The 23507-nt window shown below is 49.1% G+C and carries 20 protein-coding genes and 1 pseudogene; 12 read left to right on the forward strand and 9 right to left on the reverse strand.

The genetic code is table 11. The features are described from left to right. Positions 1 to 59: 59 nt before the first annotated feature. A complete protein-coding gene (locus tag S7335_RS01755; RefSeq protein WP_006455469.1) occupies positions 60 to 1481 on the forward strand; it encodes a M48 family metalloprotease in 1422 nt (473 codons plus the stop codon). A 52-nt stretch (positions 1482 to 1533) separates the two neighbouring features. Here S7335_RS01755 and sigC read toward each other — a convergent pair whose 3' ends face one another. Continuing rightward, positions 1534 to 2727: an RNA polymerase sigma factor SigC gene (gene sigC / locus S7335_RS01760; protein ID WP_038016765.1), complete on the reverse strand. Its 1194-nt coding sequence runs from the start codon at positions 2725 to 2727 to the stop codon at positions 1534 to 1536. Positions 2728 to 3299: 572 nt separating this feature from the next. On the opposite strand from sigC, the gene S7335_RS01765 reads away from it, so the two are divergent. The 5 genes from S7335_RS01765 to S7335_RS01785 all read left to right on the forward strand — a co-directional run bounded on the left by S7335_RS01765 (position 3300) and on the right by S7335_RS01785 (position 9312). Beyond that, positions 3300 to 5423 carry a DICT sensory domain-containing protein gene (locus S7335_RS01765; RefSeq protein ID WP_006457717.1) on the forward strand — a complete coding sequence of 708 codons (2124 nt, stop codon included), beginning with the start codon at positions 3300 to 3302 and terminating at the stop codon, positions 5421 to 5423. A 165-nt stretch (positions 5424 to 5588) separates the two neighbouring features. After that, positions 5589 to 6056, forward strand: a complete 468-nt coding sequence (locus S7335_RS01770; RefSeq protein ID WP_006454337.1) for a photosystem I reaction center subunit II PsaD — start codon at positions 5589 to 5591, stop codon at positions 6054 to 6056. 279 nt (positions 6057 to 6335) lie between these two features. Then, positions 6336 to 7868, forward strand: a complete 1533-nt coding sequence (locus tag S7335_RS01775; RefSeq protein ID WP_006454795.1) for an anthranilate synthase component I family protein — start codon at positions 6336 to 6338, stop codon at positions 7866 to 7868. A gap of 85 nt (positions 7869 to 7953) precedes the next feature. Next, the gene (locus tag S7335_RS01780; RefSeq protein WP_038016770.1) at positions 7954 to 8325 is read left to right on the forward strand and encodes a hypothetical protein; all 372 of its coding nucleotides are present in this window, start codon (positions 7954 to 7956) and stop codon (positions 8323 to 8325) included. Positions 8326 to 8463: 138 nt separating this feature from the next. Beyond that, positions 8464 to 9312, forward strand: coding sequence for a DUF1206 domain-containing protein (locus S7335_RS01785; RefSeq protein WP_006454572.1), 849 nt, complete (start codon positions 8464 to 8466; stop codon positions 9310 to 9312). A 102-nt stretch (positions 9313 to 9414) separates the two neighbouring features. On the opposite strand, the gene mutY is transcribed toward S7335_RS01785, so the two are convergent. The 4 genes from mutY to S7335_RS01800 all read right to left on the reverse strand — a co-directional run bounded on the left by mutY (position 9415) and on the right by S7335_RS01800 (position 11731). Continuing rightward, a complete protein-coding gene (gene mutY / locus S7335_RS01790; protein ID WP_006454877.1) occupies positions 9415 to 10494 on the reverse strand; it encodes an A/G-specific adenine glycosylase in 1080 nt (359 codons plus the stop codon). Between the two features lie 69 nt (positions 10495 to 10563). Next, on the reverse strand, positions 10564 to 10923 hold the full coding sequence (locus tag S7335_RS01795) for a DUF760 domain-containing protein (RefSeq protein ID WP_006455030.1): 360 nt from the start codon (positions 10921 to 10923) through the stop codon (positions 10564 to 10566). A 210-nt stretch (positions 10924 to 11133) separates the two neighbouring features. Continuing rightward, positions 11134 to 11388 (reverse strand): 2Fe-2S iron-sulfur cluster-binding protein, encoded by a 255-nt coding sequence (locus S7335_RS26555; protein WP_071776946.1) that lies wholly within the window; start codon positions 11386 to 11388, stop codon positions 11134 to 11136. A 37-nt stretch (positions 11389 to 11425) separates the two neighbouring features. Then, positions 11426 to 11731 carry a DUF2470 domain-containing protein gene (locus S7335_RS01800; RefSeq protein ID WP_006455741.1) on the reverse strand — a complete coding sequence of 102 codons (306 nt, stop codon included), beginning with the start codon at positions 11729 to 11731 and terminating at the stop codon, positions 11426 to 11428. Between the two features lie 117 nt (positions 11732 to 11848). Between S7335_RS01800 and S7335_RS01805 the strand changes: the two genes are divergently transcribed. Further along, positions 11849 to 12193: a hypothetical protein gene (locus tag S7335_RS01805; protein WP_038015422.1), complete on the forward strand. Its 345-nt coding sequence runs from the start codon at positions 11849 to 11851 to the stop codon at positions 12191 to 12193. Positions 12194 to 12282: 89 nt separating this feature from the next. Here S7335_RS01805 and S7335_RS01810 read toward each other — a convergent pair whose 3' ends face one another. Together S7335_RS01810 and S7335_RS01815 are read right to left on the reverse strand one after the other, a co-directional pair. Then, positions 12283 to 12615, reverse strand: coding sequence for a hypothetical protein (locus S7335_RS01810; RefSeq protein ID WP_006453773.1), 333 nt, complete (start codon positions 12613 to 12615; stop codon positions 12283 to 12285). A 172-nt stretch (positions 12616 to 12787) separates the two neighbouring features. Then, entirely contained in the window at positions 12788 to 13747 is a 960-nt protein-coding gene (locus tag S7335_RS01815; RefSeq protein WP_006454835.1) for an orange carotenoid-binding protein, read from the reverse strand. 412 nt (positions 13748 to 14159) lie between these two features. Here S7335_RS01815 and S7335_RS27625 point away from each other — a divergent pair. Together S7335_RS27625 and S7335_RS01825 are read left to right on the forward strand one after the other, a co-directional pair. Continuing rightward, positions 14160 to 14252: pseudogene (locus S7335_RS27625) on the forward strand (transposase); the annotation flags it as partial. 560 nt (positions 14253 to 14812) lie between these two features. Then, positions 14813 to 16120, forward strand: coding sequence for a DUF3747 domain-containing protein (locus S7335_RS01825; protein WP_083785028.1), 1308 nt, complete (start codon positions 14813 to 14815; stop codon positions 16118 to 16120). 171 nt (positions 16121 to 16291) lie between these two features. On the opposite strand, the gene S7335_RS01830 is transcribed toward S7335_RS01825, so the two are convergent. Next, positions 16292 to 17191 carry a methyltransferase domain-containing protein gene (locus S7335_RS01830; protein WP_006454418.1) on the reverse strand — a complete coding sequence of 300 codons (900 nt, stop codon included), beginning with the start codon at positions 17189 to 17191 and terminating at the stop codon, positions 16292 to 16294. 307 nt (positions 17192 to 17498) lie between these two features. Here S7335_RS01830 and S7335_RS01840 point away from each other — a divergent pair, with 307 nt between their 5' ends. After that, positions 17499 to 18833, forward strand: a complete 1335-nt coding sequence (locus tag S7335_RS01840) for a TrkH family potassium uptake protein (protein WP_006454104.1) — start codon at positions 17499 to 17501, stop codon at positions 18831 to 18833. An 8-nt stretch (positions 18834 to 18841) separates the two neighbouring features. Here S7335_RS01840 and S7335_RS01845 read toward each other — a convergent pair whose 3' ends face one another. Next, positions 18842 to 20440: a sensor histidine kinase KdpD gene (locus tag S7335_RS01845; protein WP_006455671.1), complete on the reverse strand. Its 1599-nt coding sequence runs from the start codon at positions 20438 to 20440 to the stop codon at positions 18842 to 18844. A 155-nt stretch (positions 20441 to 20595) separates the two neighbouring features. Here S7335_RS01845 and S7335_RS01850 point away from each other — a divergent pair, with 155 nt between their 5' ends. Then, positions 20596 to 21282, forward strand: a complete 687-nt coding sequence (locus S7335_RS01850; RefSeq protein ID WP_006454417.1) for a hypothetical protein — start codon at positions 20596 to 20598, stop codon at positions 21280 to 21282. A 369-nt stretch (positions 21283 to 21651) separates the two neighbouring features. Beyond that, positions 21652 to 23421 carry a biosynthetic-type acetolactate synthase large subunit gene (gene ilvB / locus S7335_RS01855; RefSeq protein ID WP_006454163.1) on the forward strand — a complete coding sequence of 590 codons (1770 nt, stop codon included), beginning with the start codon at positions 21652 to 21654 and terminating at the stop codon, positions 23419 to 23421. The last annotated feature ends 86 nt before the right edge of the window (positions 23422 to 23507 follow it).

Raw genomic sequence — 23507 nt, forward strand, 5'->3', positions numbered from 1 at the left:
CGCAGTTCTAACTTAAATTGTCTGTAGATTAAATTGATTTGTATACAAAAGAATTGAATATGTTAAAGCGTCGCTTACTCTCTTCTGGACTGTCCGCAATCACTCTCCTCACTCTTTTTGCTCCGAACAGCCGCGCCGAAGAATATAGTGCTGCCTGTGTTAGTACGATCAGCCAAGCTGACCAGCTCTACCTAGAAGGCGATACTACTGCCGCCGAACAGCTCTATCGCCAGTGCAAGTCAGCAGGATCGAGTACCGTTACCACCTATTTCCCAGAGCCGATCACCGACATTACTCAGCTTGAGCCTAACGAACAAAGTAACTGGCAGCAGGCTCAAACGAGCCTTAGCAGAAATCGTCAAGAACGGGCGCTGGTTTTTCTCAAAAATCTGTTGGAACGATCCCCTGAGTTTGTTCCCGCTTATAGCCTGCTAGCCGAAGCCCTTCAAGATACTGAAGCATCAGATGAAGCATTGGCTGTTCTAGAGCAAGCCTCCACACTGTTCCCACACGACGCAGATATTGCAAATGCTCGAATTAGCGCGTTACGTAGTGTCGACCAGCCATTAGAAGCTTCGATTGCGGCTCGGCTGTTTGCAATGGTGAACCCTGACCACCCGGAGGTAAACGGCTTTCAGAAAAGTGCCCAGAAGGATCTAGAGCGGTTCAAGTCTTCTGTGCGATCGCAATATCTAGCTCAGACGGGACTTGGCATCGTAGGCAACATTCTTCTAGGCGGTGGCAGTGTCCTCGAGAACGCGCTCAATCCGCAGACACTACAAGCTGTTCAAATGGTCGTAGAAGGCGAATCAAAGATGGGAAGCCGCTTTGCGGCTCAATACGTGTCCGACGCCAAATCCAGCGACAAATTGTTTGAAGATCCCGTCGTCGTGGACTACGTTACCCGCATTGGCGAAGATGTCGCAGAACTCATGGGCCGAGACGAATTCGAATACGAGTTTTGGGTGATTGAAGATCCTTCGATTAATGCCTTTGCCCTACCAGGGGGCAAGGTGTTTGTTCATACAGGAGCAATTCTAGCCGCGAATTCTGAATCTGAGCTAGCTGGTCTCATTGGCCACGAGGTCGCTCATGCCGTCCTTTCACACGGCTATCAGCGCATGTCTCAAGCAAGCCTCCTAGCCGCTGCCAACAACGTCATCCCAGCTGGCGGTAATCTGTTGGGGTTAGTGGCTCTAAGTGGCAGTCGCCAAAATGAGCGCCAGTCAGATATCTTAGGTACCCGCGCGGTTGCCGGGGCAGGCTACGCAGCCGATGGCCTCCACAACTTCTTTCGAACGCTCAATGAACAAGGTGGACAAAGCCCCCCTGAATATCTTTCTACTCACCCAGCAACGACAACACGACTGTCTTACTTAGACGCACTGATTGATGAGAATGGCTACAATCGTTTTGCTTACGAAGGGATTGCTCGTCATCGAGAGATTCAGCAGCGGGTTCGCGAAACGCTAGGCAACTAATAACCCAGTCACCAAAGCGATGAAGAACGCGATGAACCCTACGCGATGAACCCTAGTTGAGCACTTCTAGATAGTCGCGAACGCGGTTGCGGCGCTTAGGCTGGCGTAGCTTTTGCAGTGCCTTTGATTCAATCTGCCGAACACGCTCGCGCGAAAGCTCTAGCGTGCGACCAATCTCTGCTAGGGAGTAGGGCACACCATCATCGAGGCCAAAGCGCAAGGTGATCACCTCTTGCTCTCGGGTCGTTAGATCAGTAAGTAGCTGATGAAGCTCGCGTTTTAGAGACTCTCGCATTAGCCGATCTTCAGGGGAGATATCTTCTGTCTCTAGCAGATCGCCTAGCTCCGTATCTCGGTCTTTACCGACTTTGGTATCTAGCGAAACCGAACGAGGCACTTTTAAGAGAACTTCGCGGATCTGAGCCACAGTCATATCAAGCTCTTTGGCAATGTCTTCAGCTTTAGCAGTGCGGCCTTGGGTCTGAGAGATCTTACGCTGGGCTTTTTTGATTTTGTTGAGTTTTTCGGTGATGTGAACTGGTAGACGAATAGTGCGGCTTTGGGTAGCGATCGCGCGGGTAATGCCCTGGCGGATCCACCAATAAGCATAGGTACTAAATCGATAGCCCTTAGTCGGGTCGAACTTTTCAACCGCGCGTTCTAACCCTAAGGTACCCTCCTGAATTAGATCGAGTAGTTCTAGACCCCGGTTCTGATACTTCTTGGCGACAGAGACAACCAAACGCAGGTTGGCCTTGATCATGTGTTCTTTTGCCCGCGTCCCTTCATTTTGGATCTCGACAATCTCTTCTACACTCATTCCAGCTATCTCTGCCCAGAGACGTTTTCCTTGTGCAAGGGTCGGCTTTAGATCTGGCATATCAACGCCAGATGCCTTTGCCCAACGCTCTAGTGAAGGCCGATGACCTAACTGCGCCGTCAGTCGAGCTCTTGTATTTAGAAGATGGACGTAGGTGGCAAGCAGACCACCTGTCTTCTCAGCGGCCCGATCTCGTAGTGCTAACAGCTCCATATGCTGCTGTACTCGCTGAGCTTCGGCAACTTCTTCATCGCGCTCTAGCAAGCTAACTCTACCAATTTCTTGCAGATATAGCCGGACTAGATCTGTTGAGCGGGTCGCTCTAGGATTTGCATGAGTATCTGAATCCAATCCTTCGATATAAACATCGCTAGACTCGTCGTCTTCCTTCGTCAGTGTAAGCTCTGTATCAGAAGGATCGTCTATTACATAGGTGCTACTGTCTGATACGTAGGCATTACTATCTGGTGGTGCGCTGGCCGCAGCGCCAGTGGTAGGTTTTGCGACTGAGTCATAGGTAGCTTTCATGGTTATGCGAGATAGCGAGTACAGGCTGAGAATTGGCGAAGCTCACCCCTTGTAAAAGAAGTATGCCCAACCGATAGGGGCTTGGAGCAGAACGAGGCGTTGCTAAAGACCCGCGTCACTACAGAACTTTCAGTAAAAATCACAAATGTTTTGCTAGTTTCCAGTGAAATTACATAAAGTTAATAACTAACCTGCTCTACTGAAGAGATACCAGCTTGCTCTTACCCATTGGAATTCGCTATTCCAGGTTTGTCATTGGCACAAAGCGAAAATTAGCAGCCTTGGTGATAGGGGTATTCAACGACCTCTCACCGAAAACTACTCTAGAACCAGCAAAGTGTGAGTGGTCAACTCCTTAAGCACGGCTCTTTGCTTTTAATAAACTTATCGGCGCTTCAGCCGTGAGCACCTGGTATTCTGACTCTAGAGCGAACTTGTCTTCCGCTTTCACTGTTACAGCGAACGAACACATGGGTAATCCAGCTTCCATTGTGGAAGAAATGTTTGAGCTGCTGCCCAATTTGCGCACTCAAATGTACTTCAAAACGTCGCTGACGGCGCTCTCTCATGCTATGGAAGATCAGGTCCTAGCGGGTTCAGAACAGCGGCCGTTGATTATTGCTAGTTTCCAGCAGGAAAGGTTCTATCGCCAAGAAGCACAGCGCTACGTGCGTATCGGCGAGGTCAGTGACCAAGTCTATGTGCTTTCAGCTAGCGATACTCAGTTTAGTGAGACAGCTAAAGAGCAAAGCAGTGACTATGAAAGGATAGATTTTGATGAGGAAGATGCACTTACTCAAGAGTGGCATCTAGTTGTAATTGGTGAGCACTACAGCGCTGCGCTGATCTGCCGTGAGCGACAACCAATGCTGGTTAATCCTAGACAGCTAGAAACGGAGACAGGCCCAGATCAAGCGGTCTCTCATCTCGATCAGGCTCGGCGGTTTGAGGGCATCTGGACTTTGAATAGGCAGGTCAGTTTGCGAGCGGCGAAATTGCTGCTAGATCGCATTCAGGAGTATCGGCCAGGTCTAGCGGCCAAGATTGATCAGGCACGCGATCGCTTTATTCCCAAGGTCTTGACCGACGCGCTAGATCTAGACGAGGTTGAGAAAGACCCCTTTGCTCAGCGGCTGATTACTTACCTACAAGCAGGCCAGTACAAGCAGCTCAAGGCCTACCGGGCGATCGCACTTCAAGAACAAAGGGCTCGCTTAGTTAATTCCATCACCGCCGCTATTCGAAAATCGCTCAATCCTTCTGAAATTTTTGCGATCGCTACCGCAGAACTGGGCCGGGTTCTAGACGTTAGCCGCTGTATTATCTACCGCTGCGCCGCTGACGATCCAGACGCCACCATTCAGCACGAATATCGCCAGCCGCATATCAACTCCCTAGAAGGTGCTACCTGGCCGCTAAAGCATAACCCGCTCTACCAGTGGGTGAAAGCGCATCACCAGACCCTAGCGATCAACGATATCAGCGATCCCAGAAGTGAATCGAGTGAAGTAAGTATAGATATTGATCTCAATACGGCTCAAACCAGGTTACGGCGCTGGCAAATCTTTAGCTGCCTGTTAGTACCGCTCATTCATAAGAATCGGCTGCTCGGCATGGTTGAGCTACATCTAGATGACAAACGCAAGCACCGGTGGAGCGACGATGAGATTGGTCTGGCCGAAGCGATCGCCAATCAGCTCAGCGTTGCCCTAATCCAGGCCGAGGCCTATGCCCATCTAGAAGACTTCAACCAGCAGCTTGCAGACCTAGAGCGCACCCGTAGCAACCTCATTGCGATCACTGGCCACGAGCTACGCACTCCGCTCTCTACTATTCGCGTCTGTCTAGAAAGTTTGATAACAGAACCTGATATGTCTGCTGATCTGCGACAGGTGATGCTAGACACTGCTCTGACCGATGCCGAACGTATGCGTAAGCTGGTTCAAGACTTCTTAACGCTTTCACGCTTAGAAAGCCAACGCGTAGAATGGAACCTAGAATCACTTTCTTTGTGTGAATGTGTAGCCCTAGCCCTTAGCAGTTTGCGCTGGCAGAACTCGTCTAATTCAGCGCCTGCTATCCAAATTGAAACAGACATACCCGACGATCTGCCCTTTGTGCGTGCAGATGGCGAATGGATTGTAGAAGTTCTCTCTAAACTTCTCCATAACGCCTGTAAGTTTACAGAAGGCACTAATCAAGCAGCCAATGGGATCACCGATAATGGGAAAGTCACCGTCAGCGCCAGGGTTCGAAACAAACACACCGTTGAAGTCATCGTAGCGGATACCGGTCGAGGTATCGAAGCTGAGCGGTTAGAAACGGTATTTGAACGGTTCTATCAAGAAGAAGGAGCTTTGCGCCGCTCTGTTGGTGGAACAGGCCTAGGACTAGCTATCTGTCAGCAGATCATAGAAGGACTAAAAGGTGAGATTTGGGCAACATCTGCTGGTAAAAATCAGGGCACTCAGATTCACTTCACTCTGCCTGCTGTCGGTCAGACCAGTCGCTATTCGACAACCCGTCGCGCCAAAGAAGGAGCTGCTAAAGGTAGCTCTAAAATAACCTCCAAATCATCCTTGAAAAGACGCTAGTGAATAGCCTACGAATGGCAGTCAGCGCTTTACTTAAGCAGGGTATAAGTCAAACGCAAATTGCTAGGTGAGTACAGTTGAAGAACTGTTACGCTTCTTTTCAAGGCTGTTAAAGTCTTTACGACGCGATGTTACGATTTGGGGCATCGTTGAGAGAGATTATCCATGGCACTAACTGGCTCAATGCCCAAATTTGGCGGCAGCACCGGCGGTCTCCTAACAGCTGCTTTTGTTGAGGAGCGGTATGCAATTACCTGGACTTCTAGCAAAGAACAGGTCTTTGAAATGCCAACCGGTGGGGCAGCCACCATGAACGAAGGCGAGAACCTATTGGAGCTAGCTCGCAAAGAACAGTGCTTAGCACTAGGCGCTCAGCTTAGAACGAAGTTCAAGCCTAAAATTACTGACTACAAAATCTATCGTATTTTTCCGAACGGCGAAACTACCTTCATTCATCCAGCGGATGGTGTGTTCCCCGAAAAAGTCAATGAAGGTCGCGGATATAGCGGTAAGAAAGATCGTCGCATTGGAGAAAATCCAAACCCTGCAACTATCAAGTTCAGCGGTCAGAATACTTTTGAAACCGACATGAAAAGTACCGATGTTAAAACGACTGGATTGCCTCGTCCATAGGCGTCTGTTTCCGTCCATTTCATATTCGTCCATTTCATAGTTGTTTGACCTACGGTTATCTATCAAGTTGGCTGGTTGATTCATCAGAGCAGCGCTTAGGCAGCTCAATAGGTAACTAAGCTATCTATCTGGCGAAAGGGCCGCTATCTTTTTAGCTGTCCTTTCGCTTTTTTAGTAGCTGGTGCAAAATCTGTTTGTGGCGCGTCAGCTTATATCAAAATAAGGATACGCGCTTACCTTGATCACCCTGCTAGCGGTTGTCCCATAGCACCTCCTGTCATGATCTTTCCAGACTTTGAAGCCTTTTCGGGCTTAGCTTCACAAGGAAACTTTGTACCGGTATACCAGGAATGGGTAGCTGATTTAGACACACCTGTTTCCGCTTGGTACAAAGTTTGCGCTGGGCAGCCATACAGCTTTTTGCTTGAGTCGGTTGAAGGTGGAGAAACACTAGGTCGCTACAGCTTCTTAGGCTGCGATCCGCTATGGATACTAGAGTCGAAAGGAAATCAGACCACACAAACCTTTCGCGATGCTAGTCAACAGGTGCTAGAAGGAAATCCGTTTGATATTTTGCAAGCGTGCATCGAACCTTTGAAACCAGTTCGTCTACCTCAGCTACCACCTGGAATTGGGGGTCTATTTGGATTTTGGGGCTATGAGCTAATTAAGTGGATTGAGCCAACAGTCAATATTCATGAGCGTACGGAGAATAGTTTGCCAGATGGGCTGTGGATGCAAGTGGACAATCTGCTGATCTTTGATCAGGTGAAGCGGAAGGTATGGGCGATCGCCTATGCGGATCTTAGAGATCCTAATACGGATCTAAAAGCGGCGTATGAAGCCGCTTGCGATCGCGTTAGCAAGCTGGTGACTAAGTTGCGATCACCGCTAAGCGAAAAAGACACTCTGCTCACATGGACCTCGCCTGAAGCTAGTACAGCGCCTCCACTGGAATACACTAGCAACCGTACCCCAGAAGAATTCTGTGCCAGCGTTGAGAAAGCCAAAGCCCATATTCGCGCCGGAGATATCTTTCAAGTTGTCATTTCCCAGCGGTTGCAGGCGAGCTATGACGGCAACCCCTTCGATCTCTATCGCTCCTTGCGCTTGGTTAACCCCTCTCCTTACATGTGCTACTTCAACTTCAACGGCTGGAAGCTGATCGGCTCTAGCCCCGAAGTCATGGTAAAGGCCACCGTCACTGGACCCAACAGTCCGATGCAAGCGACTTTGCGCCCAATTGCTGGCACCCGCCCCAGAGGAAAGAACGCAGCTGAAGATGCTGACTACGCAGCGGATCTCCTGGCTGATCCAAAAGAAATTGCCGAGCATGTCATGCTAGTCGATCTCGGACGCAATGACCTAGGCCGCGTCTGCAGTAGCGGCACCGTCAAAGTAGATGAGCTGATGGTGATCGAAAACTACTCTCATGTCATGCATATTGTCAGCAACGTTGTTGGCGATCTTGCTCCTGACCAGACAGCTTGGGATCTGCTAAAGGCTAGCTTCCCAGCAGGCACCGTCAGCGGCGCACCCAAGATCCGCGCGATGCAAATCATCAAAGATCTAGAGCCGGACTACCGAGGCCCTTACTCTGGGGTCTACGGCTACTACGACTTTGAAGGTCAGCTCAACAGCGCTATCACTATCCGCACAATGGTGGTTCAATCAGCTGAGGATGGCAGTCAAACAATCAGCGTACAGGCAGGCGCTGGGCTCGTAGCAGACTCAATACCTGAAAACGAGTACCAAGAGACACTCAACAAAGCAAAAGGAATGCTGGAAGCAGTGCGGTGTCTGAAGGCCTAAGCCAAGTACCTGGCAATATTTTGTTGAATTCCTAGCCCGCTAGCAGAGTCTTATAATCAAGTGGCCTAAGAGAGGGTTGGAAGCTGTGAGCTTATTCAAAAATCTGCGCGGCGGTGCACTCATTAGCATTGGCTACATGCTATCTCCTCTGTCATGGTGGAATGACCTATTCTTCAACTTACTGATTGCTTTGATAGTTGGCTACGGTATGAGATGGATCAATTCCCAGTGGTTTATACCTGGAACGATAGTTGGCTATTGGCTCTCTAACATCCTGGGAATGGTCATGATGCAGTTTGGGGCGGCGGATGTATTTCTACCTGAAGCCAAGCAAAATATGAAGCGAGATATCTTGCTTGGTTTTGGTGGGGCGACGCTATACACCGCGATCGCGGCTACGTTAATCTTTTGCCACGTATTAGATCTTCCTGACTTCTTAGCAGATTTGCAGCTGTGAGCGCGATTTCACTCTGTTGAATGAACAGTTATGGGTACGCTAGGAAATAGCATAGGTATGTGCAGCTAAGCTAGAACTAGCTGTTTGGCACAAACTATTCGAGCTTAAATTCAAGGGAGTACCTGTTGATAAGGCATTATGAGCGATCAATCTTTCGGGTCATCTAGTAGCAGCGATACTGCTAAGTGGATCGAGTTCCTAGCCCGCTTTGGCTATGCTGCCAAGGGCGTTATCTATGCCTTAGTAGGCATACTCGCTATTCAAGCTGCTTTTAACTGGGGCGGTAAGGTTACGGGTTCAACAGGTGCGTTTGAGACGATTGCCAGTCAGCCCTTCGGTAAAGTCATGCTGTTCATAGTGGGTGTCGGTTTAGTCGGATACGTTATCTGGCGGCTTGTGGCGGCTATCTTCGACCCCGAGCATGATGAGAGCGGTGCGAAGAACATCATTCGTCGTTTGTCTTACGCTGCTAGCGGCATTGTCTATGGAAGCCTAGCCTTTGTCGCATTCCGTATCGTGTTTAGTAGTGGCTCATCTGCCGGTGGTAGCAGTGGTAGCAGTAGCGGCTCTAGCCAGCAAACAGCGACACTACTCTCTCAACCTTTTGGTCGATGGTTGGTCGGATTAGTCGCAGCCGCGGCCGCCGCTTATGGGTTTTACTGCATCTATCGCGGTGTCAAGATCAAGTTTCGTAAGAAGCTAAAGTTAGCTGAGATGAGCTCAACAGCACAGACTTGGGTCGTTCGGATTGGACGATTTGGACTTATCTGTAAGGGCATTGTGTCTATCGTTGTGAGCTATTTCTTTGCTCAAGCGGCTCGTTCTTCTGATGCTAGCGAAGCCAGGACAACAGCTGGCGCACTGCAGGCTATTCAGCAACAGCCTTTCGGCGCTATCTTAATGGGTATTATCGCTTTTGGCATGCTGGCCTACGGCATTCACCTTATGGTTCAAGCGCGCTATCGACGCATCTCTCCTGAGCAATAGACTTGGTTCTCTAAGCAATAGACTCGGTTTATAGCGCTTCCGTAGATTAAGCCTTCAAGCGCGTCCTATTGGTTCGATATTGAACACACAGGACTAAGACAACTATTTGTTTGCCTGTATTCGCAAGGCCTCGATGATTTGACTGTTCGCCTTAGGAAAGGGGTAGTCGTCGATCTCATCTAACGTCACCCATCTGATCTCGTCACATTCAAGGGGTTTGGGGTCGCCGCCAAGATAAGTGCAGTTAAAGACGTTCAAGGTCACCTTAAAGTGAGTATAGGTATGTTCAATAGTGATCAGCTTTGAGCCTACTTTGATTTCAATATCTAATTCTTCTTTGATCTCACGTTTAACGCAGTCTTCCTCGCTCTCGCCGGGTTCAATTTTGCCCCCTGGAAACTCCCATAGGCCGCCAAGAAGGCCTTCTTGCTTACGGCGATCGATTAGGATCTTGCCTTGATCGTCGGTGATGGCGGCGACGCCAATATTTTTGTGGGGAAGAGGCTTGCGAGATTCTGTCATAGGAAAGCGGATGACTGCATTTAGATTGTACGCTGCGCACTTGCTTTGCCAGGGACAGAGCAAACAGGCAGGATTATGACGGGTGCAAAGGGTCGCACCTAGATCCATGATTGCTTGGTTGAAGTCTCTAGGATAGTTAGGATCTAATAGCTGCTCAGAAAGTTCCCACAGGGGAGCTAACGCTTTGTTGGGAACGGCAGGATAGGCAATCAGGCGAGACAACACCCGTTTGACGTTGCCATCAAGGATAGGAACAGGAGAGTTGAAAGCAGCACTAAGGATACCGCCTGCAGTCGTGCGTCCGATGCCTTTAAGCGTGATCGCGTTCTCAATCTTGCGCGGAAACACGCCACCAAATTTAGTCACAATCTGCTGGGCCGCCTGATGCAAATTCCTGGCCCTTGCATAGTAGCCTAGCCCTTCCCACAGCTTCAAAACCGCCTGCTGGTCGGCAGCGGCTAGCGCTTGAACCGTCGGAAAAGCCTCTAGCCAACGCTTGTAGTAAGGAATAACGGTTTTGACTTGCGTCTGCTGAAGCATGACTTCCGAAATCCAAATAGCGTAGGGATCTCGAGTTCGGCGCCAGGGCAGATCTCGGCCATGCTGTCGGTACCAAGATAGAAGCGATCGCCTGAGCTGAATAATCTCGTCGTTAGACATAGCAAAGCTCGGCGGGAAAGATCCTGCCGAGCTAGTAGACTGGCGCTTTTGTCTTTTGACCACTGCTGACTACGAATCAGTCTCTGTATCGAAGTCTTCACCGAATAGCGTATTGCTAAAGCGCTCTTCAAAAGCAAGTCGCTGTTCCGCGCCCCGTAGAAAGTAGCCGCTCATCATCGCAGAAGCGAGTAGACGGCCCAAGTTCTCACGGTTTGTCGTTACAGAGACATCAAACTGACCCGATGGAAGGCCCCCTAATAACCCAATGACATTGTGCTCCATAACCTGCATCACTTCAGACGAGTCAGGACGCGACAGCTGAGTGATAGTGTCCGAGTCCATAGACTTGACATAATCAAGCAGTGAATTATCTGTCATCGGTTTTGAGTCGGTACTAAATTCTGGGATTCTTCCGGTTACATCATCCATGCTGATACCTTCTATGAATGGCTAGAACGCGATTCTAAAAGTGGTTTCGCTCTAATATGTCTTTGAGGTGTAAACCTTTCTCTACTTCGGTTACTACTGTAACAATGCTATTTACATACCACATTGGGTGAAACCGAATGGTAACCGAACATACGGCTTCGAGGTGTTAGGCACCTAGAAGCTCGATCTGGAGCTAAAAACGAAGGAAAATCACCAAGTTGGATCGTCAAGGAGATTGATTTCTACCAGATTGGTGGTGTCGGGGACGGCGGTAAGACAGGCGCGTACGGATATGTCCGAATCGTTTTTTGAACTCGTCATCTCGACTTCACAGGCATAGCAAGAGCCCATTAAGCAGCCAGTAGAGATGTGAACGCCGACCCGATGGGCAACGTCCAAAAGGGCTTCACCAGGTTCAGCGGTGGTAGTGATGTTGTCAGGGAGAAAGCGGATCTGAACAGACACAAAAAAGTCACTTAGATAAAAGGCCAATAGAGAAAGATTATGCTCGCAGCATGGCAACTAAGGTAGTGTGCGCATCAGCGGCATCTTTGAGTTCGTGATCAAAGGGAATTCGTAAAGGTAGCATTTGACCGTCGACTTCGGCAGTAAGATCCATGCCAGTGTGATCAATGGCAGTCAGGGTGGCCGCAGTCGCTTCGGTCTGATTGCCGTAGCGATGGGCGTAGGTCAAAACAGCCTCAGCATGATCTTTGTTCATATGCTTGCAGATGCGATCGCTAATCTTTGCATCAATCTTTTCAGATGCTTTCTTGGCAGATGCTTGGGTGGCCGTATTCTCTGACATAATCCTGCTCTAGACCTTACAATTTCGGCAGCCTCTACAAACTTGCACAGTCTGAGTCCGCCGATCCTTTGAATATTGTAACCGGATTACTCTTTCCTAATCGATACGCCATTTTCTATGAACGCGAGTTCTCATCCTTTACCAACAGGCACTATCTTTGAAAGTCCAGGTGCCCATCTTACCTACCGAGTAGTTGGCCCGTGCTGTCGCCTATATGATCGTGAGCAGCTACCCTGGCCCTGCTGCCGCATTCAGTGGCGTAGCAAAGAGCCCAGCTGGCGACGCATTGGAAAACGGTTCACAGTTGATCTAGCCACACGCCAGCATCCTTCATATTGTGTAGAAATTATCGGGCAAAGCTACCGAAGCAACCCCATTGTGATGACACTCTATCCAGTTAAGTTATCTGCAGCGCAGCAGGATTGGTGGCATACGAAGCGGAGTCATCTGCAAAAGGGTTAGCAAACGGAGTCGCTAACCCTTTTACAGATGACTGTGTCTACCCATATCTACCCTTTAGTCACGCATGCATATAGTCACCTATACGTAGCCTACATACGGGTTAAAACAGTGACTTTTGCCCGCTTATCGGCGGCTAAGCCTTGCAAGTCGGATTTGTCTAATAATCCTGTCTTGATGAGCTTAGATAGCGTGAACATCAGAAAGTCTTCTCGATCGTCATACTTACCATCGATATCGTGCCTCTTTGCACTCAAGAAATCATGCAGCTGCCAAACGTCTTCGAGCCGTGTAACGTTGGCAGCGTTCTCCCGAATATTCGCAATCAGTGCTTCTGTTTCTTTTCTGTATGCTTTCTTGAGCGCAGATTCTGCAATCCTTCTTTCTTCGTTGCTCCATTGACCGTCTGTCTGTGTTGTCGTCATCTATTGAAAGTTATACCTTTACCGAAAATCGCTGAAGTCCAGCAGTGACAATGCTAACAAACTGCCTCGTGTCACAGTTTGTTATTCTAGAAACCCATCTCTTTGACATCGTGCTCATGTAGGGATACGTCAAAGAGATGAGTCAGCACTTCTTGTTGATCAGTAAGCTTGCTTAGCGCACTAAGTTCAGTAGTTCCTTAGGAGAAGCTAACAAATCAATCGCGACAAAGAAGATCTTGCCATCTGGGTTGAGAAGAAAGCGCCAAGCGATATTCATACCAACGGCAGCGCCGAACCAAGGCGTTTGACATTTGCCCGTCACCTTGATAGGGGTGTAGCCATCTTCAGCCGCTTCGACTACACCGCGCTCGGGCACAAGCTTTAGGTTTTGACACTCTTCTCTAAAGAACTGTAGGATAGTCTCTTTGCCTACAATCGGTCTTCTAAAAGGCGGCTGCAAAGCACCATCAGCCGTGAATAGGCTCACCAATTCATCGAAGTCGTTGGCATTTAAGTTGTTCATGTAGCTCAAAACTGTGGCGTTATCAACGCCTTCGATTGAGACTGGCGTCCGTTCTCCGATTGACTTGGGTGCGATAACCGGCTCTGACACTTTTTGGTAGCTACCCATCTTGCTAGTGTCGTAGCCCATATCAACCACAGCGTTTCTTAAGACGGTAATCTGTTGGCCGGACTCTAAGTCTCTGATAGATTGTAAAACGGCTGCAGCATTCGCTGAGAGCTTATACCCTTCTGGGATAGGCGCGACGAGCCCTTGCTCCATCAGTTCTCCTAACCGATACCAGAAGCCCAGTTTGATATTAGGGGTCCATACCGCATAAGCACGAGATACTTCAGTATCCGCCCGGTTGGCCAAGTCACACATCGCCTGAGATTGCTCTAGAGGCGTCATGTTCTTGATAGTGTTCAGTGTGTTCTCAGCAAACTGTAAGTTGGCTGCACCGGGGGCTGCGATGGTAATAGACTGGCCCATTTCGAGGTAAGCGAACCAAATGAGCGCTAGCTGATCTTCAGCGCTGAGCTGAGCAAACCTTGCCGTCGTCGCTGGGATAGCACCTGCGGCCAGCGTACTGGGGAAAATGTTGCGTGCGCGATCAATGGTATATGACATAGAATGTTGCTCCTTAAAATTCAAGGTAGACAGCGCATCAAGCATCTCGCTTGGTGCTGAAGCGCTCCAAGTGAGGCATATTCAGCTGAAGACTAGAGAAAAGAAGCTGATTTTATACGACACTTAGATCTACTATCATCTCACGTGTTAGAGACATGAATTCCGAAGAGCTATAATCGACAAGTCTCAAAAGAGGGCGATGGTGCCACTTCTTACCTGACCAGATTGTTGTTGGCGAATTCTATAAACATCTGGTCAAATCCAGTAACTGATCCAATATCGCTATTGAGTCAAAGTCGCTAGAGAAGAAAGGTTTCCTATTTTCCTCCGTTCCTATATTTTTCTCCAGCGCGACAATTAGCTCGATCACGAGATCAAGGTTTTGCGCAGCAGGAAGAACTAGCTAGCGCGATTATTCGACAGGCTTCTCTCCAGCAAGCGTTCTATCATCAGAACGGTGATTGACCAACTGAAGAACAGCTTGCAGATTGAGCATTCGCCTCACTGCAACAATAAAATTAGTGCGATCAAGAATGGTAAGGCTGGGCTTACATCTATCAGGCTGGCCTTTGGCGGAGGCACCATCTAAGTTAGCATACACCCAAAATTAGCTCCTTCTGGTTTAGGTCGGTAAGAGTCGCTTTTGAGAGATCTAGCCTACGAAAGTCGGCGTTATGTAGATTGCATTCCAGACGGTGACTGGCTTCTATCGGCTGAGAGGCAGTGGTTAGATCGGCTGTGATTACACTTTCTATTCTCAGCTCGTTCTAGTAACAGCAGTCATTGCAGCTGTGCCGACTACAAAAGCGCCCCTACAGTAATAGCGTGTGGGGAACAAATCTTTTATTTCTATAAAAGATAGCTGATGCTCTGCGGCCACTCCTCACAACATATCTTGAAATGATTTGGCTGACTTTCCGGGTAATCTGTACTCAGTCAAATCAACAAAGTTAAAATCGTCAGCTATCCACACGCCCCTGTAGCTCGGTTTTCTATGTTTTGATGTTGGGTGCGCAACCCCACGCTGTCGTAGACCAACGCGAACTCTACTCATTAATTTAAGATATGCAAATGAAATTATTTCGACTCACAGTTACTGCGCTTGCCGCTACTACTGTTGCCGTCACAGCTGGCAATCTCCCCTTAGCGATCGCGCAGAACCCACTAGCTTCTGAGACATCAACTGCTATAGAGCTAGCGCAGTCCTCTATGTTTGGGATGCAAGAAACAGATCAAGATCCTTATTTGCTAGTTGCCAACCCTACCTCCAAAATCGGTGGCAGCCAGCGCTACGGCCTGATGATTCTAGAGCAAAGACAGCCAGCGCCCCCGGCCCAACCTTGCTTTTCGACAAGCGGCTCCAATCCAACTGTTGTTACACCCCTAACATTCAACAACTCAGCCTGTAGGCGTAGTACAGATACCAATGGCTATCTGCTGAGAACAGCAGGTAATGATATTAAGTACACGCCTGTTCTAGTCGAAGAAAATGGCGTTTTGGTTCTCTATGCAAATCCTTCACCCTTTGCGGGCAGCGGTGCCAGGAAATTTATAATTGGCCAGACTGATGGAATTGTACCTGGTGGCTATACTCAGATCTTTTTGAAGCCTGGCTGGAGACTAGCTAAACAGACCTTTGAGGGTAATGTAACTGGGCGAACCTATATTGCCAACGACTCGACCGCAGCCGAACTTATCGAGCAGTCCGAGGCTATCATCGCTGGACCTACTGATCCAGATGTGACTACGCCTATCGTGGTTCCGGTACCTGGGGGAGAGTCTTTTCCTGACGTAGCAGGCGACATCTATGAAAGTGAAATCAACCGGGCTGTTCAACTTGGATTTATCTCTGGTTTTGCAGAGGACAATACGTTTAGACCTAGAGCAACAGTCACTCGCGAACAGATGATGTCTATCGTGCTAGAGGCTTTAGACCTTGCGCCTGAGTCAGACGCGCTCGCTAGCGATCTGCCCTTTTCAGACGTTTCGGCTAGCCGCTGGAGCGCTGCGAAAATTGCTAGAGCTGCCGAACTAGGTATTGTCGAAGGCTATCCAGACGGGAGTTTTAGACCTGCTGATGAACTGACCCGTGCTCAGCTAATTGCAGCTATGCGCCGTGTCGCTCAGTATATCAATGATGACGATGATCTTGAGGAAAACCAGCCTGGAGACACTTTTAGTGATATCGATGGGCACTGGGCAGAAAGTGCAATCTCTGAGCTATCTACTTTTTGCGGTATCTCTACGCCGCTGAACGAAGTAGGCAATGAGTTCCGACCAGACTCGCCAGCTCAACGAAACTATGCAGCAGCAGCGATGATTCGTTTGCTTGATTGTTCTCAGCTCTTAGAAAATGACGGAGAGCTTTTGTAGGAGTGTAGATCTATCACTTTCTCCACCACTTAGCTATTACACATCAGCACAGAGCAGACCTCTGCGTAATAAGCTTTATTCTAAGTAAGTAGAACTAAAACCCTAGTTGATAAGCATTCACTAGGGTTTTTATTAAGGATTTTTGAACGGATAAACGATAAGAGTCTACCCTCATAGGCTCTCTTTAGTGCCGCTAAGAATTCCGTAGCGGATGAGTCCTCGGTCAAAGCCTGTCGTCATTAGTGCGATCGCGGCCGTTCCTCGAATCGTCTCCTCGCCCGCTTGCAAAATGCCTGTTATCGCCTCAACACTTAGCGCCGAACGCACGACATCCTGCCAAAAGAATTCTACCTGCCTTGACCAGTCAGCCATTCTCACGCCTGCAAAGCCAACGTCTCTAGCCAGAATGCCGTAGTCCTCTAGAGAAATCACATAGGGAAGATGATACAGCTCGTAGAGTCGATCCAAGTGCTGGGTTTCGCTATCGGTCAGTGAACCAGCAAGCGTGCGCGTAGATCGATGACACCAAGTCGCCATTAAGAAAGTACCGCCAGGTTTCAACACGCGGTAGCATTCCTGCAAAAAGCCCTGCTTGTCTGGCATATGTTCGCCGCTTTCCATCGACCAAACAAAGTCGAAGGCGCCGTCTGGGAAAGGGGTGGCAAGGGCATCGGTTACCTGGAACTGGACAGCAGGTGCCTGTGCGGTTTCAAAATTCTCATACGCAAGCAGATCGATGCCCTGTTCGGCGGCGCGTTCGCCCGCCCGTTTAGCCTGGACTGGACTCAGCGTAATGCCGACAGCTTGAGCATCAAACTTTTTAGCGAGGTATAAGGTGCTGCCGCCAATGCCGCAGCCGACATCCAGAATGGTGTGAGCGGTGGTGAGTCCGGCCCAATCTATCAACGCTTCGATCAAATCGATCTGGGCCTGTCTACGGTTTTTGCGATGCCGCCCATTTCTGCCATAGTAGCCATGGTGCATATGCTCACCCCAAGTTTTCTCCCACAGAGGCGACGATGCATCATAGAAGCGTTGAATCTTTTCGACAAGCGGCGTACTGGCGGTCATGATGGGTCTTAGCTTCGTTGAAGCATTGTAGAAGATTGGTCATATGGTAGCTTCATCCTTCTGGGCCTGTGAGTACGTATATGCTTTTGCTTAGGCTAGTCAAGCCATTGCCCGCTACGCTACGTCTATATAGCTACTTTTATATAGCTACTTTGCTTCAGACAGTTTTGATGAGTCAGATCGTGGGAGGTCAAGTCCCTATTCGAGATCGGCAAATTGGCAGGGGCAAATCGACAAGGGCATACTGGCAAGACAGCTACCTGACCCACTTTCTTTTGTTTTCTATCAAGGGCTTTGAATCAAGTTTATGACCGTCCCTAGAACGATCTGCTTTGGTTTTTTAGTGCTGATTGCAGTAGGTACTTTGTTGCTACTGCTGCCATTTTCGACGGCTAGTGGGGAGTGGAATAGTCCGCTCGTGGCTTTGTTCACCGCCACCTCAGCAGTCTGCGTGACTGGGTTAATCGTGGTAGATACAGGCAGCTATTTTTCTACGTTTGGTCAAGGGGTGGTGCTGATGCTGATTCAGCTAGGCGGACTAGGCTATATGACAGCAACCACGCTGCTATTGCTGCTGATTGGACGGCGGCTATGTTTGAAAGACAAGCTAGCAATCCAACAGGCCATGGATACGTCTGAGCTATCGAACGTGAAGGCGCTGCTGGTTTCGATTATTGCAATGACAGCGATTTTTGAGCTAACTGGCGCATTTTGTTTACTGCCAACGTTTCTAGAGGACTTTAGCCCTGGTCAGTCGCTATGGCTAGCGATATTTCACAGCATTAGCGCCTTCAATAACGCAGGATTTAGTTTGTTCTCAGATAGTCTAGTGCGGTATGCCGAGGTGGCATGGCCGATGGTGGTGATTTCGGTGCTAATCGTCATGGGCGGCATCGGTTACCAAGTAATTATGGAGGGATTCATGTGGTTGCGATCGCGTCTTAGTGGACGTAAGACACATACCGTTTTTTCCCTACACTTCAAGATTGTAACGAGTACAACGCTGGCGCTTCTAGCACTAGGAACGTTGGCTTTCTTCTTGATTGAATTTGACAACCCAGCGACGCTCGCAAACAAAAGCTTCAGCTCAAAACTACTGTTAGCCGGGTTCCAATCTGTCGTGATGCGAACGGCGGGATTTAACTCAATTGATATCGGCTCGATGGAAACCAGCGCTCTGTTCGTGGCGATCGCGCTGATGTTTGTCGGTGCTAGTCCTGGCAGCACAGGCGGCGGTATCAAAACAACGACCGTCCGCATTTTGGTGGTTAGCACTAAAGCCGCGCTGCGAGGCAAAGAGGAAGTGAACTGCTACCAGCGGCAAATTCCGTTAGTCAGAGTGCTCAAAGCACTTGCTGTGGTGGTTGCCTCAGTGATCAGCGTGGTGATCATCACCACCTGTCTGTCCCTTAGCGATCCCAATTTGAGGTTCATCGACCTCCTGTTTGAGACGGTGTCTGCCTTTGCCACGGTGGGTGTTTCGACCGCCGCTACTGGCGATCTATCCATAGGCGGACAGCTATTTATCATCTGCACGATGTATATCGGACGAGTAGGCATTTTGCTATTGATGTCGGCGCTGCTAGGTGATCCGAGTCCTAGCGCTATCCATTTTCCAGAGGAAGATCTGCTCACAGGCTAAGGCCGATTCTAAACAATTGGATAGGATTGCAGCCCGCTGGTTTCTAATGGCAAGAAAACTGTCCAAGTCATACTTTGATCGGAGCGCTCACGCACGGTCAGCTTAGCGCCTAACGCATGAAAGAGATTTTTGGTGGCTTCTAGGTTGAGACTCAGGCCGCCGGTTTCTGGTTGGAACATCAGTAGATGACCAAGCGACTGAAGTGGCGGAGCGGTGCAAGTAGGCTGCAAGTTAGGCTGCTTCGGATCGCTTTGGGATTGAAACTGGAGCTTTAGCTGATTACCCGCATGAAAAACGTGAAGCTGGATATGACTGCCCTGAGAAACGCTGTGGGTGAAAAGTTCGACTAGGCCAGTAAGGACGTGTTGCAGCATAGTGGGATCACTGGCAACCATCGGCAGATTTGGCGGCAGACCCACTTCCAAAGAAAGATTACGACGCTGTGCAGCCTGTTGCCACTGAGGAATTGCCTCCTGGAAGACTTGGCTGAGCGCGATCGCACTCAAAGGTGATTTCAGTGACTGACTAGCCGCTTCTAGCTCGACTGCCTTAAAGATTAAGCTGAATCGATCAATTTGCTGAGTACATTCGCGGTCAATACTTTCTAGACGCTTAATCACCTGGGGATGGAGATCTTTACGCTTAAGTAGCGACCGAGTATAGGTTCGAATGGTGGTTAATGGCGTGCGAATTTCATGTGCCATTGCCTGTAAAAAGGCACTATCAGAAGGTTGCTCGTCGGCTTTTGAACCTGGATTTTCGCTATCTTGGGACGCGTTGCTTCCTAGTCTGTCTGACAAATTACGGGGTAAGCTGCCTGGTGAATTGTATAGGGAATGGTTCTGCAGATTGGATTGCGAGTCGCTTTGAATCAAACGACTTTGTGGTAAGCAAGCTAGCATCCAGCGATTAAACTGACTGACAATTCGATAGCAGGGCGCTTTAGGCGCAAACTTTTCAACGAACTTTTCAATAAAATCTAGCTGTTGAGGACGAGTCAACATAATACGGGAGCGCAGCAAACGCCATACCGAGTTAACCACCTCAGGCATGAACGAAAACTGGAAGCTCAGCTCGCTATCGGCATCTTCACCCAAGACCAAAATTAGCGAAAACTGCTCCGTGAAGACTAAAGCGAACTGCTCTTGAATCAACGGATCGTTTTCCAAAAGTGGTAATAGGTGAGTGGTATGCGCCTGCTTTTGAAATGTCTTCTTAAATATCTGCTCTACTGGGGAGAGCGCGTTGAAAGAACTAAGTTCTTCCGAGGCTTGAGAGACAAAAGTCCAATTAGAAATCCGTGGAATCAGATCAGGATCGTTTAGGAGAGGAACCGGACCTGTCAGTAACAGCGCCTGAGGCTTCTGCTTGGATAGCTTTCTACTATTCCTGCTAGAAGCTATCTGCGTTTGCTGGTTGAGCAGTTGGGTAAGGGCAGCGATCGCACCGGTCCACTCGTGTTTAGCTCTTTGCTGCCGAACCTCTGCAGCTAGCCCTTCACTAAGCGTAGGAATGCTAAATATCTCACCATTATGATCATCTTGGGCAAACTCTCCCAAAGCAACCAATGCGCTAATAGTGGGTAAAAGCTGATCTGGTGCGCCCATAGGATGTACAAAAAGGGGGGTCAGGGACGAATTGCCTGATGTCTTTACACTACCTGGAAGTCTTTTGGATTGACTATGGGTAGAACCGAACGTTTGAATTCGGTGCCAGATAGGTGATTCGCGAATCTGGCATATAGCGACCAGCAAGAAGTGTTATGAACAATCATCAAGTCCATAGATTTTCTAGCGGCTCATTAGAATCAAAGTCGCTAGAGGCAGCGGCTAAAAAAACAATCGTGCCAGAAGAAGTACCAGAGGAGGTACCAAAGGAAAATGTTCTATCAACAGAGGGTTTAGATAGACAACTGCCTGTAGTCGTTTGCCCCGGGTTTAATCAGGCTGAGCTGACAGAGGGTCTAGTGCGATCACTTCCCCAATTTACTCGCCCGTATGTAGTGCCTAGCCTACCGATCTTGCCCTTCGATATCTATCAGTGGTTGAGTGACACCTTTGGCAACCCGGCTACTCAACCACCGCTTATAGGCATCGGGTTTAGCGCTGGCGTAGTTGGACTAGCAGGTGCTTTCCTTTTATGGCAGCAGGCCGGTGGTAAGGTAGCACAGCTATTCGCGATTGATGGCTGGGGCGTTCCTGTACTGGGACTAAACGTTATTCGCATCAGCCATGATCGATTCACGCATCTGACAACGCTGCTCATAGGGGCTGGTGAGCTGAATTTCTACGCCGATCCAGGCGTGGACCATCTGAGCCTGTGGGGTAGCCCAGACCAGGCGATGGGCCGCGCTGTCCCCTGGTGGCAAGTCGCTGCTAGAACGGGAGAAGTTATGAGCGCCAAGGACTTCTTAGTACAATCTTTGGCTCAAAACCTCACCATAGGCTAACCAAACGGCGAAGAGTAGACGCCGTGACCTGAAAGTAAGCTGTAAAAGGAATGCAAAAGTTAGGAAATGACAACAACCTAAATAACGAAATCTTGTTGTTCGCTAGGCTACAACTTACACTAATTAAAAGCCCTTTTCTCCTTTAGATTACTCACAAGTGGATTGCTCACGAGGATTCATATTTGAAGAATGATTCTTGGAACCTGCTTTAAGGAATAATAAAAAATAACGCTTTGTCATAGAGACAGGTCGCTTGCTGATTAAGATCTAGAGTCTCGACTAGAGTATTGCCCCCAAGAAAAACTGAGCGTTTTAGTTAACGCGAAGTCTTTTTTAATACACAAGTTTGAATTTCCTTCGGTACCCTCTATGGCCTCTCCTGCTACGTTTACGTTAGATTCTTCCAAGGCTACCCAGCGAGTTAGTGGTGCTTATGCGCTGATCGATAGTCTGGTACGTCATGGCGTTGAGCACATCTTTGGTTATCCAGGTGGGGCTATTTTGCCCATCTATGACGCCCTCCACCACGCTGAAGCCAAAGGCCAAGTCCAGCATATTTTGGTTCGGCACGAGCAAGGTGCATCGCATGCGGCAGACGGCTATGCCCGGGCGACAGGGAAAGTCGGCGTTTGCTTTGCCACCTCTGGTCCGGGTGCCACTAACCTAGTAACCGGAATTGCCACTGCCCAGATGGATTCAATCCCAATGGTCGTGGTGACTGGACAAGTGACTCGTGCGGCAATTGGGACTGATGCTTTTCAAGAAACAGATATCTATGGGATTACTCTGCCGATTGTGAAGCACTCCTATGTGGTCCGCGATCCCAATCAAATGTCGCAGATTGTGGCAGAGGCGTTCCATATCGCGAAGACGGGTAGACCCGGTCCAGTGCTGATCGATGTGCCAAAAGATGTGGGCATTGAAGAGATTGACTATATTCCGGTTGAGCCTGGGGATGTCAAAATTCCGGGCTATTCTCCTCAGATAGACATTGACGATAATTTGGTAGATGAGGCGATTGAGCTACTACAGGCATCAGAGCGGCCTTTACTCTATGTAGGCGGTGGAGCGATCGCCTCTGGTGCTCACGCCGAGATCAAAGCACTCGCCGAAGCCTTTTATGCCCCGATGACGAATACTTTAATGGGCAAAGGGGCTGTAGACGAACACCACCCGCTTGCCGTTGGCATGCTAGGAATGCATGGCACTGCCTATGCCAACTTTGCGGTGAGCGAGTGTGATTTGCTAGTCGCTATTGGCGCTCGCTTTGACGACCGGGTAACTGGCAAACTAGATGAATTTGCCTCTAGCGCAAAAGTTATCCACATTGACATCGATCCGGCTGAAGTTGGTAAAAACCGGGTACCTGAAGTTCCTATTGTCGGTGATGTCAAGGCTGTTCTAGCGCGGATGCTTGATCGCTTGTCAGGCCAAGCTGCTCTAGATGTCAACAGAAGTCAATCCTGGCGCGATCAAATTGAAACTTGGAAACAAGACTTTCCTCTAGTTGCGCCTGTATACCCAGATGATATTTCACCCCAGTCTGTCATTGTAGAAATTAGTAAGCAAGCCCCTCATGCCTACTGCACAACCGATGTAGGACAGCATCAGATGTGGGCAGCGCAGTTCCTCAAGAATGGTCCGCGCCAGTGGATATCGAGCGCGGGGCTCGGGACGATGGGCTTTGGCCTACCTGCCGCACTAGGTGTTCAGGTGGCTTTGCCTGAGGCTCAGGTAGTGTGTGTCAGTGGAGATGCGAGCTTTCAGATGAATCTGCAAGAGCTAGCAACACTGGCTCAGTACGGTATCAAGGTAAAAACAGTCATCCTTAACAACGGCTGGCAGGGTATGGTGCGCCAGTGGCAAGAAACATTCTTTGGCGAGCGCTATTCTTCTTCTGAGATGGCAGCAGGGATGCCGAACTTTGAGCTGTTGGCCCAGGCATTCGGTGTCAAAGGGATGGTCATTAGCGATCCTAGTGAATTAGAAGATGCGATCGCACAGATGCTGTCTCATGATGGTCCGGTCTTGTTAGATGTACATGTTCGACGCAATGAAAACTGCTATCCCATGATTCCGCCTGGTAAGAGCAATGCAGACATGGTAGGTCTACCTGATAAACCTAGACCGCGGCGTTAAGCTTTGCTAAGGCTAGAGATCAAAAAGCTAGAGATCAAATAAATATATAAACTCACTGTTTGCGCTGGTTGTTACTCATAGCCAGC

The organism is Synechococcus sp. PCC 7335 (assembly GCF_000155595.1).
Classification (GTDB): Bacteria; Cyanobacteriota; Cyanobacteriia; order Phormidesmidales; family Phormidesmidaceae; genus Phormidesmis.